This is a genomic window from Candidatus Saccharibacteria bacterium (genome assembly GCA_016700315.1).
Classification (GTDB): domain Bacteria; phylum Patescibacteriota; class Saccharimonadia; order Saccharimonadales; family SZUA-47.
The window spans coordinates 224,646-238,177 of sequence record CP065013.1 but is presented as its reverse complement, the minus strand read 5'-3'; the positions used below and the strand labels follow the sequence as shown (position 1 = coordinate 238,177).

The following is a 13,532-nucleotide window of genomic DNA, read 5'->3' as shown; positions in this document are numbered from 1 at the left end:
GGTATGTTCGACCCGACCATATGTTATTGATTAAAGGTAGCCAAATCGGCATAATCGGACGTGGCCTTATTGCTTTAAGTTTGGAGGTTCAGTAGTGAGTTATTCGGTTTTATATATCCCCGGGGTTGGGGACCGCGAGAATGGTGGGCTTCAGCGCCGTTACATTGGGCTACTGAATCTGTTCCGTCGCCGAAAAATAGTTTACTTTGAGGCGTTGTGGGGGAGTGGTGAAAGTTATGCTGATAAATTTGCACGTCTACTAAAAGTTTATGAAGAATCGGGATTGCCTTCAATAATTTATGGTATTAGCGCCGGCGCTAGTTTGGCAGTCTGCCTTGGCAGTAAGTACAGGTCGACTAGCCTGCATTTGGTTGCTGGAAAAGTGCAGGGAGCGGACTCAGTTGGCCCACGATACTTCAAAAGGTACGTAGCGCTAATTGAGTCTGTTAGGGCATCTGAGCAGGCTGTGAATGACCTTAGGGGCAGCAAAGTAACTTGCTATCAACCAAAAAGTGATGACGTGGTACCGCTTGCTGATATGCTAGTACCTGGCGCTCGAGTTGTGCGGCTGCCAGTCAATGGTCATATAGCGGCCATTGTCTACGCCAACTTTAGACACCTGCCATTTATACGATAGTTTTAAGGCGAGTTTGTCGCTACAATATATAATAATGAAACAACTAAAATTTGATCACGGTAGGGCTCTTAGGCTGGTGGCAGGCCCGAATAATTACACTTTACGCTTAATCGACGACAAAGATCTAAGAGCGGGAGATGAATTTCGGGTGGTAGACAAAACAAGTGCTACCAACCCAGCGCAGTGGCTGATTTTAGGACAAGGGCAGATCACTGCGACGGATATATATAGCCTTGGTCAGCTGAAGCGTGGCGAGGTACCGAATGGCGACTTTGAGGATGCTGCTGATCTGTTGGCGGTGTACCGACAAAGTTATAACGACGACCAGCAAGTTGACTTGCCAGTGAAGTTAGTTACTTTTGACTATACGCCGTATGAAAGCCCCGAGCCTTACTATGAGGTTGTTTATAACGAACCTGCCGGCGACAAAACCAGCAAGGTGCCAGGCAAAGTTATGCTTTACGCCGATGGCGGTTCTAGGGGAAACCCTGGTCCTTCGGCGTCGGGCTGGGCGGTATTTGATGAAGCAAAAAAGCCTATTGCCAGCGGTTCTAAGTATCTTGGGATTACCACCAACAACCAGGCGGAGTACCAGGCTCTGAAGATTGGTTTGGAGTGGTGCTTAAGTAACCACGTCAGGGAAGTCGATGTGCGGATGGATTCGCTACTCGTGGTTAACCAAATGAAGGGTATCTTCAAGGTTCGAAATCGTGATCTGTGGCCGATACACGAATCAATCAAGCAGTTAACAGAACAGTTCCAAAAAATTTCATTTTCTCATGTACCTAGGGAGTTGAACAAAGAGGCCGATGCTGAGGTAAATAAGGCTTTAGACGCAGAAGAAAGCTAGTGCGAATTTTGGCAAAGTGCCTTAATTGTTTAGGGCAAATAGTAAAAGGTGTGAGCTATTCTATAAGCCGGGTTCTGTCCCGCCGTTAGGCGGGGCTGGCCATCTATCTTGTCCGCATGTTGCCATGCGGCTCGTCGCGGATTATTGAACGTACCATCATGGCGAGAAGCCTGCTAGATGATACTACCTTGCAGCCGACAGGGTTTACCTCTCTCCCGTGTCACCACGAGAGACTGTGGGCTCTTACCCCACTCGTTTCACCATTGCCGCGCCTTTAGGGCGTTAGGCTGTGTCGTTTCTGTGGCACTTTCCCTAAGATTACTCTTGGTTGCCGTTAACAACTGTCGTTCTCTGCGCTGCCCGGACTTTCCTCCCGTATGGGCGGTCAGCCGAATAGCTCACCTCTGTATTATAGCAAAAAACCACCGAAGTTTATCGGTGGTTTTTAGTGTTCCTAAAAAAGTGAACTTATTTGCTGGCAGCTTTAACAACTTCGGCAAAAGCCTTTGGCTCATTAACTGCAAGCTCTGCCAAGACTTTGCGGTCTAGGCCAAGTTGATTTTTCTTGATGCCGTTCATCAGTACGCTGTAAGTGGTGCCGTTTAGACGGGCAGCAGCATTAATACGAGCATTCCATAATTGTCTGAACGTTCGTTTGCGTTCTCGGCGGTCGCGATGTGCGTTCTCTAGGGCTTTGACGATGGCTTGCTTACCACGTCTGACGCTTGAGCGGTTTGACTTGGTAAAGCCCTTGGTAGCTTTTCTGATCTTATTGTGGCGGGCTCTGGCCGTAACGCCTCTTTTTACTCTCATTTATTAAACTCCTAGTTTTCTTTTCATGTTGCGTGCAGTTTTACCTGTAACTTCAGTTACTCCGGCAAATGTTCGCTTACGTCGTTCACTTTTCTTGCTCAGCAAGTGATTGCCGCTCGCTTTGCGGCGCAAGACCTTACCGTTCTTGGTAATTCGAACACGGTCTTTGGTTCCGCTGTGGGTCTTTAGTTTGGGCATATATATCCTTTCTGAAATGATATGAAATTTATTAAGATTCTGTGTCTTGTGGTTTTGGTTTGTAGTTTTGGCTGGGTCGAATCTGGAAGCTTAGCTGTTTTCCTGCGAACTGTGGAGTTTGATCAACGCTGATTTTTTCTCCGAACAGAGCAACTATTTTGTCGGCTAGCTTGAAGCCTATGTCTCGATGCGCTAGCTCCCGACCACGGTAAACGACCATGATCTTGACCTTGTTACCTTCGTCAAGGAACTCCTGGATTTTGCGAGCTTTGACACCTAGGTCGTGGTCGCTAATCTTCAGGCCAAAACGCATCTGCTTGATCTCGCTTGTTTTGGCAGTGCGCTTGTTTTTTTGAGCTTGTTTGGTTTGCTGGTAGTTGTATTTGCCCCAATCGACAATTTTACAAACAGGGGGGTTGGCATTTGGCGAAACCTCTACAAGATCCAGCTCGGCAGCTTTTGCGGCATCTATCGCCTCGCGGCGACTAAGAACGCCAAGCTGACTTCCGTCTTCACTTATGACACGCAAAAGTGGCGCGCGAATCGCCTCGTTTATGCGGGTGTATTTGTTAATTGTTCTGTCCTCGCGTCATATTTATTGATAGTTATTATAACAGAGATGGATTTGGGGTGCAACAGTTTGGGGGCAAATTTCTTAAGGTTTATTAGCTTCTCTAATTCCATTTCGGCGCTTGGCCTATCAGCCCTAGCTTTGCCGCCCTACTTTCTTATGTCAATAAGAAAGTAGGCAAAGAAACGACCCGTACTCGTTCCTTCTTGACCTATCTGAATTGTAGCAATGACAAATCATCGTCATTACCTACAACATCTAGTCAGCAAGGAAGGAAAGCGGGACTCAGCTTCTCATGGTAGTTAATATGCCAACGGGCATATTAATAGGTATATAGACTGCTAGAGGCCGGCCACTAGCAAAACTCTGTACTGCGTACTAGACACACCCTTTCTTATCTTTACCCTTATAACCCTTAGCCGATAACACATAGCCTATACTTGCCGTACCTTATACGTCTAACGCTAAGGATTTCATTGCACAACCCGGGCAGTCTGAGGTTAGAAGTTTGTGGTGATGGGGCGGTATTGGAGGGCTTCGCTGATGTGGGCGGGTAAGGTTGTGTCTGAGCCGTCAAGATCGGCGATGGTCCGGGCGACCTTGAGCGTGCGCATATAGACGCGAGCTGAGATGTTTAGTCTGTCAGCGGCGGCGTCGAGCAATTCTTTGGCGGCTGGCTCTAGGTTGACGTGTTTTTTGACCTGGGCGTTACTCATGTCGCTGTTGAAGACGCCTAGCTTGCCAAAGCGTTCAGCCTGAACTTGAGCGCATACCGCAACGCTAGCAGCAAAGTTCTTGGAATTTGATGTTTTGGGAGCACCTTCTAGCAGCTTGGAGTTGTCGATTGAGTCTACCTGAACATGCAGGTCGATACGGTCAAGGATTGGGCCACTCAATTTCTTTTCATATTGAATGATCTGATAAGGGGTACAAGTGCAAGGTTTGCTGCTGTTCAAGTAGCCGCAGGGGCAGGGATTGCGCGTAGCAACAAGAATAAAATTAGCTGGGTATAGAACACTGGTTTTGGCCCTAGAAACGCGAATAGTTTTGTCCTCTAACGGCTGGCGAAGCGACTCGATAATATCGCGGTGGAATTCGGGCAGCTCGTCCAAAAACAGTATGCCGCCGTGAGATAAGCTTATTTCTCCGGGGCGCGGGTTTTGACCACCACCTACGACAGCTGTAGCGCTGGCTGTATGGTGGGGGGCGCGAACCGGGCGGTTAACGACTATTGAATCATAATTATTTTCTGCGAGAGAGTGAAGGTGTGTAACAACAATGCTTTCTTCGTTTGACAATGGTGGCAGCAGAGTAGCCATGGCTTTGGCCAACATGCTTTTGCCAACCCCCGGTGGACCGTTGAGCAAGATATTATGGTGGCCGGCGGCGGCGATTAGCATGGCGCGTTTGGCTCGCTCTTGGCCGACAATGTCGTCTAACAGAGAGGAGTTCGAATCAGTAGGCGCAGGCAACTTACCGTCAGTTACAACTAGCGGTTCGCTATCAGGATTGTTGAGAATGTCATAGAGGTCTTTGAGTTTTTGTAACGGGATGACCCTAAGGCCTTTGATAAGTCTGGCTTGGGGCAGGTTGCCGGCTGGAATGTAGGCTTTTTCAATGCCTTTTTCGTGAGCGGCAAGGAGTTTACCTAGTATTCCACGGACTGGCCGTATAGTACCATCTAAGCCTAGTTCACCGATGTAAACAGCAGCTTCTTCTGGTAGTCTTGCTTGGCCACTCGAGACGTAAATACTGGCAGCAAGACTAAGGTCAAAGCTACTGCCTTCTTTTGGAAGGTCTGCCGGAGCGAGGTTTAGGATAATCCTTTTCTTTGGTAGGGGCGTGCCACTAGAGGTGCAGGCGCTTCTAAGCCTCTCTTTAGCCTCGTCTAAGCTTTTACCTGCTAGCCCTACTATAACTACGTTGGGCAAGCTGTTACTTAGCTGACACTCTATTTCAATAAGTGCCCCGGTAAGGCCGTTGTCTTGAACAGAGAGAATTTTGGTGGCAGGCAAGATGATTTACTCCTTAGCCACCCCTTATTTTGGTTGAATAATATCACAGGGGATTGATGGGAGCAAGGAGATGAGCAGCGGTTAGGTTAGAGGTTAGAGTGATTAGGGCTACGGGCTAGGGACTAGGGACTAGGGACTAGGGACGAGTTGATAGTTGATAGTTGATAGTTTATGGTTTACGGAAGAATACTGATAACTGTTTACTGATGACTGTTTACTGAGGGGAAATTCATACTTTATACATGATACGTAATACGTGATACTTACTTCGTTTAGAGTTTAGAATTTAGAATTTTACGCTTGCTACTTACTACTAACTACTTACTACTATCTGTGTATTCATACTTGATACTCGATGCTTGTAGCGCGCTGATTGGCGGGCAAGTTGGGTGTCCGTAAATTTAAAGGATCCGGCGTATTCGTGGTAGCCGGATCCTTATTTTGATTGTAGTTTTTGTCTTGTTTTCTTATGGAACAACCGCTTGCGAGAAACGGTTGTTATAGGGGGTCGTTTTTGTTTTTGAGCACTTTTTTTATTCAAGTGCTAACCTTATATTAGTAAGCTTAAACACTATTGTCAACAAGTTTTTTATAAATAGCTGTGTAAAAATAACAGCCTTTATTATTAAACTGTTCTTAGGCTAGAGATAGCCAAAAAATAACAACAGTATTTGTGTTTATAAACCGTATAAATAGCATACAAAAATGGTAAAGGGTAGTACAATTTAACCAAATGAATAATGAAAATAATGATGCTGGCAGTAATGATGATGGTGCTGGCGGAGCAGATCCGCTGCAACCTGAAGCTGCCGCCACTGGAATAGTAGGTAGCGATGTTGAGCAAATTGAACCGCAGTTGTCAGAACCGACTATCCCAGACCAAGCCAAAAGCGATGCCCCAATAGTTGTGGATCAGCCTGTCGATATGCCCAAACCAAGCATAACAACTGAGACGTTGGTAGAAACGCTTCCTGTACCGAACCCTGATGTCAGTATACAGCAGCCGATTGGTGAACAGTTCGATCCTAACGATGTAGTAGAAAACCCTAGCTCAGTGTTGCCCCCATCACCACTGCCACAAAAAATAGAAGAAAATTCACCGACTATGGCCAACCAAACCCCTGAGATACGGGAGGAGCCAAAACAACCCCAAGCTGTACAGAGCCCATCTGATGACACTAATGGCTTACCTTCCGCTGTGGCCGCGCTTACCGAAGAGGAGTTAGCAATAGCAGCTAGGTACTATACAAGCCTACGGTCAGTCGAGCTATCTCAATTAGGTGTACAGGCAAGAAAAAAACGCATGATCAATAATTTAACTAAAATCGAGGAGTATATTAAGTCAAACTCTGGAAGCCAAGTGCCACGGATTGCTAGAAAGCTAAACTTAAGTCCGGGGTTGGTGTCACATTATATCCAAGTTCTTGTTAAACAGGGCCGTGTCAGAGCAGAGGGCTGGGCGGCTAGCCGAAGATTTTACCAAAATTAGTCAAGGTGGGTAGATGATATTTTGTTTGTTCGAATACGCTAATTAAGTTTGAAAATCATTTTAAATTACCACCAAGTACCAATTAATAAGTGCTGGTTTTTTCTACGTTTTGATACTAAAAATGTTGGCTTATGGTATTAAAAATCTTAGCAAAAGCACAAAAATTTATACAAAAAAATTGTAGTATTTTAGTATTTTAATGTTTATGAAAGTGCTCCTGATTAGTCTGCTAAAGCCCGATAGTACACCCGGAATCACCTACAATTAACGTAATAATTATAACAACAATATTAACAGGTAAAAATATATACGCGTCGTTATTTATAATCTGTAATGTTGTTATAATAACTACTATAATTAAATGACACTAGCTATTGACATTATTAACACGATCCTATAATATACAGTTATTCAGCTAAAACAAAAACAAGCAAAATTAGCTGAATATAACGCCTCGTAAACTCTCAAAGTTTATGAAGCGGTCAGTCAAAGCCGAGGGAAGTAAGCGCTGCAATAGTTTTAACAATTTAGTCCAGTGCATTTACTTCCACGGCTACTCAGGTCTCCTTTTAAAAAACTAATTAAATAACCGCCTTCACTAAAGGCGGTTATTTAATATAAACTAAGCTATATGCATAAAAAAATAGGCTTATTGCTGTTGGTCTTGGTGGCGCTCTTAACTGGTTTAGTACTGAATACCAGCCCAGAGAACTCGCCAATAATCCTGCTTACAGTACCGGTGATATTGATAGGCATTATCGTCGGCTTGGTTGCTTATATCTTATCTTTTAAGTTGGCATATGGAAAGTTTGGACCCGAAATACACATTTTCTTTGCTTTTACGTCAGGGCTTTCGATGAGTCTACTAGTCGTGATGTCATCTCTAGGGCAGCTTAATTTTGGCACAGGCTTCTTGTTGGTAATATTCGTATCGGTACTAGTCTTCTACTTTAGAAGGTTAAAAAAATAGTTCGAAACGGTGTCATTTCAATCAGTTAAGTGATAGAATAAAGTTTGTATGGATAATAAAGAAATACTGCCAGAAATACTTGAATCTAGCCCAGAAGTAACTGGTGCTGAGATCAGAGGTGAGAGCGATTTAAGAGTGCCCGAACTTACACCCGTTGGTCCAACAACTTCAGCTGCAAGTCCAGTCTTGATACCTGGCAGTAGCGCGGTTGATGATGTCGTAACCATGGCCTCCTCAACAGTAGCGGCACCTAGCGATGATGATTTAGCAGCGGAAGACGTTGACCTGATTGAGCACGAATGGGTTGCTCGAGCTAAAAAGGTAGTAGCTCAGACCATAGGCAACCCACACGCTCAGACTAATGAGCTCAATAAAGTACGAGCGGATTACATTAAAAAACGCTATAATAGGACTATAAAATCGAAGGCTACTTCCTGAATAGGACAAGAGTCAAAGGAATAAATAAGAAGTGAGCTGGGCAATTATTGTTTTTGGACTTTTGGTAGCACTTTGCGGTGTTGGCTTGGCTATAGCCTTTAGAATGCGCAAGACTGCCAGAGAAAGTAAAAATTTTGAGCGTGGGCTCAAGATGGTAACTTTCATAATTCATTTACCACCTCTAAGTGAAGACACGGAAGTCGGCTCAAGAGATATAAGGGACGTAACTAATGAAGCGATAAGTAAGGCCGAGATACTTTATGAGATTATCTCAGCTACTGCCACTAAAGGGTTTAAGAGTAAAATATATGGACAACGTCATTTTTCATTTGAGATAGTCGGCATTAAAGGTTTCGTGCATTTTTATACTGCTGTTCCTGTTGTTTTGGCAGATACAGTTCACCAGGCAATTGTTAGTGCCTATCCTTCTGCTAGGATCGAAGAAGTCGAAGAGCACAATATCTTTAGCCCAGTAGGTAAGATTACCGGCACGATGGGGGGAGAGCTGACCTTAAAAGAACAGTTTGCATACCCTATCGCTACCTACAACGAGATCAAGCGCGATGCGATGGGTTCGATACTAAACTCCTTATCTAGCCTTGATAAGGAGGACGGTGCTGGCATACAGATTCTGATTAGGCCAGCACACGAGGGTTGGCGCAAAACGACAGTTGCAGAGGCCGGTAAGAAACGTAAAGGGAATAAGAAAAAGACAGGTGGGGAACTAGCCTTTTGGTGGGTCAAGCAGCTGTTCTCTGCTGCCTGGAAGCCACCTGAGGACAAGAGCGGCGATGGAGGAGGCAAAAAAGAAGAGGGCTCGGCAGTTGATGTTGGGTTGGCAGAGTCGATGGAAGAAAAAGCCAAACATCCAGGCTATGAGGTGTTGGTGCGGGTAGTGGCGTCTTCAAATATTTCTTCTAAGGCTCATTCAATCATCAATAGCATAGTGGCTTCTTTTGCTCTGTTTAACGCTCAGGGTAAGAACGGTTTTAAGTATTCACCAGCTAAAGATATTGATAGTTTTGTGACGGCCTATATCATGAGGTTTTTCCCGCCAGAGAATAACAAGAATATCCTGAACTCAGTTGAATTGGCTACACTGTTCCATTTCCCAGATCAGAATAATATGCCGACTACACAGCTTCAGCGCCAAGATAGTAAGCAGGTCGACGGCCCGCGTACTATGAGTGATCAAGGATTGGTATTAGGCTATAACATATTCCGAGGTGCAAAGAAGAGAATCGTTTTAGACCCAGAGGATCGTCGCCGTCACCTTTATGCTGTTGGACAAACTGGTACAGGTAAGTCGACTTTTCTGGAAAACTTGGCTCTTCAAGATATGCTCAACGGCGACGGATTTGCCTTTATTGATCCACATGGTGATACGGCCGAACGGCTACTAGCCATGGTACCAAAAGAGAGAACTGAAGATGTGATTTACTTTAGTCCGGCGGAGATGGATTTCCCTTTAGGGTTGAATTTGTTCGAATACACTAGCTCAGATCAAAAGGACTTTTTGATCCAAGAAGCAATCAATATTTTGTATAAGCTGTACGATCCGAACCGACAGGGTTTCATGGGGCCTAGATTTGAGCATATATTTAGGATGTGTTCACTGCTACTGATGAGCGATCCTAAGGGAGGGACATTTATCGATATTCCCAAGCTTCTGGTCGATTCTGATTTTATGCGCGAAAAGCTTCAATATACAAAAGATCAGACAGTACTCGACTTTTGGACTAAGGAATGGCCAAATGCCCAGAGATCTAATGAATCCGGCGAGGTTACAAGCTGGGTTGTGAGTAAGTTTGGAGCCTTCTTAAGTAACGAGATGATGCGTAATATTATCGGTCAGGTGAAGAGCTCATTTGACTTAAGAGAGGTGATGGACAGTAAAAAGATTTTGCTGGTAAATCTGAGTAAGGGTAGGACGGGGGACCTTAACAGTAAGCTTTTGGGAATGATTTTTGTGATGAAGTTCCAGGCAGCAGCTATGAGCAGGGCCAATATTGACGAGAGTGATCGTATTGATTTCAGTCTTTACGTTGATGAGTTCCAAAACTTCTCGACAGATTCATTTGCGACTATCTTGAGTGAAGCTAGGAAGTACCGCTTGAGCCTAATTGTGGCTAACCAGTTTACCACACAGCTAAGCGAAGAAATCCGAGACGCCGTGTTTGGTAACATTGGTACTATAACTTCTTTCCGTGTCGGTACAAACGATGCGGAGTTTTTGGCTAAGTATTTTGCGCCAGTCTTTGATATTAACGACTTACAGCGGACGCCAAACTACAATGCCATTGTTAGAATGCTGATAAGGGGTGTGCCTAGTATGCCGTTTAGTATGGCAGCGCTGCCACAGCTCGGAACGCCAAACAAGAAACTCGGTGACGCGCTTAAACAGCTCTCCTACGCTAAATATGGCCGTCCACGCGGAATTGTAGAGGAAGAGATATTTGAGCGTCTTAAGGCCCCTGAAAAGCCGGTAGGCGGACCTTTGGGGGCGGCTGGGCCAGCGCCTGCTAGACCAGCAGCGCCAAAACCGGGAGGTTCTTTCCTTGATGATTGGTTGGCTAAACGGCAGCAACCCTTTACGCCTCCGCAGACTGGGTTCGGTAAGAAGCCAGCACAGCCAACGGCCAACAACCAACAGCCGCTAGCTAACGGCCAACAGGCACCGGCCACCAGCCAAAACAGCCAGCAGCTGACGGCCACTGGCCAGCAGCTAACAGCCAGCAGTCCTCAGCCATCGGCTAACAGCCATCAGCCGTCTGTTTTGGAGCAGCTAGAGAAGGTCGAAGAGCCGGTTGAGAAGATCGTTGCCGAACAACCACAAGCGCAGAATGAAGACCCAACAACGCTCCGAATTGAACGATAAGTAGAGCCAAGAGTTATGAGCCAGGAGCAAAGAAAAACTTCTAGTATCTAACTCCCTGTTTCGGCGCTCGGCCCTCTTGGGGCCTAGCTTTACCGCCCTACTTTCTTGTACTGACAAGAAAGTAGGCAAAGAAGCAGCCCCAGCTTCGAACTCTTGAAGCTTTCATTGCCAAAAGACACAATGCTCTGACAACTTGCCAATGAATACATTGGCTTCAAACACGTCACTCGCTCTAATTGTGTTTTTGGCATTCAATTCCTCATGAGTTCTCAGAAGGGGTAATAGCTTCTCATAGTGGTTAATATGCTTTTTCAGCATGTTAACGGTTTAAACCAATTATATTTTTTGCAGGTAAATGCAACATAAATTGAATACGTGTGCAAAAAATGTCGACATTTTTTGTAGGGGTCAGTGAGTTAAAAATGCTCATGCTGGGTGATAGTTAGTTGATGTGAAGATGTAGAATAGTGCTTTTGTTTATCCTTATGGAATGGTGTATATTGTCTGTCAAAGGAGAAAAAATATGCGAGAACTGAGAGAGAGATTAAATGTTCCAGTAGGTGAGTCAGGTGTTGATATGGCAATTAGGGCAGGTAGGTATGCTGATATTGCTCAGGGATATGTAGACGATAAGTATGGTGATCAGGTAAGGGCTTGGGGAGTCGAGTTAACAAATGGCGACAGGTGGGTGTCTAGCTTGCAATTCGAGCTAAACCATAAACTAGATAATGCTCTTGCAGGGCAATATGAAGTTGTTGAAAAAGTTAATGGTGGTAATGATTCTTGGGGTGCGACAACGACTGTTCAGGGGGGAATAAGACCAAATGTGGATAGGGTAGCAGGTGGTAGTTATAAAGATTACACTTTGAGGGCTGATCGGGTTCAGGTAGTTACTAGGCATCCTTTCGACGATGCAAGCTATAATTCCTTTCTTTTTCAAGGCCACACAGCAACTGAGCAAGCAGTGAAAGATCTCGAAGGAGTTGAGCATCACTTTTCATTAATGCCAGAAGGATCCTTACCTTCGTGGCAGCCTGATTTACTGACTGATCGTACTATGCATCCTATCGAGCTGGACGAGATGGGAATGCTTGAGGTTGAACTACTTGGAGATAGGCCAACAATATCCATCGATAGTGCAGTTAGACTACTAAATGGTATGCGGCATTATTTCCGAAAAAGTGAAGACCTGCACGATTATATGTTTGTACCCACCCAAGGTGAAGATGAGTCAGCTAATGGATGGGAACGGGAGCCGCATGGTAAGGCCTTTCGGTTTGCTATGGAGGCAGCCGGAATTAGTATCGAGCCCGCCGTAACACAAGTTGACGGTAAGCGTGATATAGATGTCAAATCCTTTGCCTATAAGTATTGGCATATGGCTTACACTATTGTGATGCGTAATACGGTCGAAGTTCCAATTATTGGAGGAAAATCAACGAGTTTTAGTGATGGAGATGAAAACAGAATTTCACAACCAAAACATTATGAAAATAGGTATGCGTACGATGCAACAAGTTTTAGAACGCTTGTTAATAGCTCTCTAGATGCCGCCAAACGAGATTCAGGCTATTCAGACGAAGTTGCGGTTGCTGTTAGGTCATTCTTTGAACACTTGGATGTAAATAATAGAATTGACCTAAAAAGTCTATTGCAAAATAGTATATTCGGTATGGGTATAGGGGCTATGTTGGGGGTAACAGGAGTATTTGAAAAAGAAGATAAAATAGCTGAATATAAGGATATGGTCGGCAGGCTTCAAGCAAAAATTGAAGCTGTAGGCGTCGAAAAGGCCGACTCGGGCATTACTGTAATTAATATGTAACTACCAGCGTATAGCCGCCATAGTAATCGTATCTAGAAGCTAACCCCCTTCTTCAGGCTCCTGATTGACGAGTGTCAAAACGACAATTAGAGTGAGTGACGTGTTTGAAGAAGATTAGTGTAATTCACTAATCTTCTGAGTTGTCAGAGCATTGTCGTTTTTGACTACGAGACAATAAAGAGCCTGAAGCCAGGGGCTGCTTCTTTGCCTACTTTCTTGTCAGCACAAGAAAGTAGGGCGGTAAAGCTAGGCCCCAAGGGGGCCGAGCGCCGAGATGTAATTTGAAGAAACTAGTCGGCTTTTTTAGAGAAAGTTTTGGCGGTGATTTCGGCAAGGGCGCCGATGGCGAAGCCACCGACGAACATCATGAAGAAGACGAGATAGTTGAATTCATAGCCGTACTTTTTGGTTAGCATGAGTACGGTGAGTGTGCCAACGAAAGCCAGTATGCTACCGCCGAGAATGCCCGACGGGCGGGCGATGGTTTTGGCGGCGATTTCGCTTACCTTTTCGATTGCTGGCTGGTGAATAATACGGCTGAGGGTGCGGTCTGGCAAGCGCAAACGGTTTTGGGTACGCTTGAGTGTCCGTTGGTATGTGAGCTTCTTGACTTGCCGGCTAGCGACGTCGTGGCTAGGCTGGTTAGCTTTTTTCTCAGCTATTTTGCTGAGTGTTTCTTGTCCACGAAGAGCTTCGTGTTTGGCTGTGTCGGCCATCTCATGTTGTTTTTGGTGGCTCACCTCATGCTTATTGTGGGAGCTCTCAAACTTCTTGTCTGCCGATTCATGGCGTTCGGGAGAAGGGTGGATTTCACGGCGTTCGTGGCTTACAAATTTTTCTGACATGGT

Annotated in this window: 12 protein-coding genes and 1 other RNA gene; 7 read left to right on the top strand and 6 right to left on the bottom strand. The window is 45.1% G+C overall.

What is annotated here, in order from left to right:
* Positions 1 to 94 precede the first annotated feature (94 nt).
* A complete protein-coding gene (locus IPO96_01085) occupies positions 95 to 637 on the top strand; it encodes a hypothetical protein (GenBank protein ID QQS65136.1) in 543 nt (180 codons plus the stop codon).
* A 34-nt stretch (positions 638 to 671) separates the two neighbouring features.
* Positions 672 to 1,487 carry a ribonuclease HI family protein gene (locus IPO96_01080; protein ID QQS65135.1) on the top strand — a complete coding sequence of 272 codons (816 nt, stop codon included), beginning with the start codon at positions 672 to 674 and terminating at the stop codon, positions 1,485 to 1,487.
* A 47-nt stretch (positions 1,488 to 1,534) separates the two neighbouring features.
* Here the strand turns inward: IPO96_01080 and rnpB are convergent.
* The 5 genes from rnpB to IPO96_01055 form a co-directional block, all read right to left on the bottom strand.
* An RNA gene (gene rnpB, locus IPO96_01075) (RNase P RNA component class A) lies at positions 1,535 to 1,888 on the bottom strand.
* A gap of 67 nt (positions 1,889 to 1,955) precedes the next feature.
* Complete coding sequence (gene rplT / locus IPO96_01070; protein ID QQS65134.1) at positions 1,956 to 2,300, bottom strand: 50S ribosomal protein L20; 345 nt, start codon at positions 2,298 to 2,300, stop codon at positions 1,956 to 1,958.
* A gap of 3 nt (positions 2,301 to 2,303) precedes the next feature.
* Positions 2,304 to 2,498, bottom strand: a complete 195-nt coding sequence (gene rpmI, locus IPO96_01065; GenBank protein QQS65133.1) for a 50S ribosomal protein L35 — start codon at positions 2,496 to 2,498, stop codon at positions 2,304 to 2,306.
* Between the two features lie 31 nt (positions 2,499 to 2,529).
* Positions 2,530 to 3,027: a translation initiation factor IF-3 gene (locus IPO96_01060; protein ID QQS65132.1), complete on the bottom strand. Its 498-nt coding sequence runs from the start codon at positions 3,025 to 3,027 to the stop codon at positions 2,530 to 2,532.
* Between the two features lie 542 nt (positions 3,028 to 3,569).
* A complete protein-coding gene (locus IPO96_01055) occupies positions 3,570 to 5,084 on the bottom strand; it encodes a YifB family Mg chelatase-like AAA ATPase (protein QQS65131.1) in 1,515 nt (504 codons plus the stop codon).
* Positions 5,085 to 5,817: 733 nt separating this feature from the next.
* Here IPO96_01055 and IPO96_01050 point away from each other — a divergent pair.
* The 5 genes from IPO96_01050 (at position 5,818) to IPO96_01030 (ending at position 12,684) form a co-directional block, all read left to right on the top strand.
* Positions 5,818 to 6,573 carry a winged helix-turn-helix domain-containing protein gene (locus tag IPO96_01050; GenBank protein ID QQS65130.1) on the top strand — a complete coding sequence of 252 codons (756 nt, stop codon included), beginning with the start codon at positions 5,818 to 5,820 and terminating at the stop codon, positions 6,571 to 6,573.
* A 631-nt stretch (positions 6,574 to 7,204) separates the two neighbouring features.
* The gene (locus IPO96_01045) at positions 7,205 to 7,543 is read left to right on the top strand and encodes a hypothetical protein (GenBank protein QQS65129.1); all 339 of its coding nucleotides are present in this window, start codon (positions 7,205 to 7,207) and stop codon (positions 7,541 to 7,543) included.
* A gap of 48 nt (positions 7,544 to 7,591) precedes the next feature.
* Entirely contained in the window at positions 7,592 to 7,981 is a 390-nt protein-coding gene (locus IPO96_01040; protein ID QQS65128.1) for a hypothetical protein, read from the top strand.
* A 31-nt stretch (positions 7,982 to 8,012) separates the two neighbouring features.
* On the top strand, positions 8,013 to 10,859 hold the full coding sequence (locus tag IPO96_01035) for an ATP-binding protein (GenBank protein QQS65127.1): 2,847 nt from the start codon (positions 8,013 to 8,015) through the stop codon (positions 10,857 to 10,859).
* Between the two features lie 523 nt (positions 10,860 to 11,382).
* Complete coding sequence (locus IPO96_01030; GenBank protein QQS65126.1) at positions 11,383 to 12,684, top strand: hypothetical protein; 1,302 nt, start codon at positions 11,383 to 11,385, stop codon at positions 12,682 to 12,684.
* A gap of 290 nt (positions 12,685 to 12,974) precedes the next feature.
* Here IPO96_01030 and IPO96_01025 read toward each other — a convergent pair whose 3' ends face one another.
* Positions 12,975 to 13,529: a hypothetical protein gene (locus IPO96_01025; protein QQS65125.1), complete on the bottom strand. Its 555-nt coding sequence runs from the start codon at positions 13,527 to 13,529 to the stop codon at positions 12,975 to 12,977.
* Positions 13,530 to 13,532: the final 3 nt, after the last annotated feature.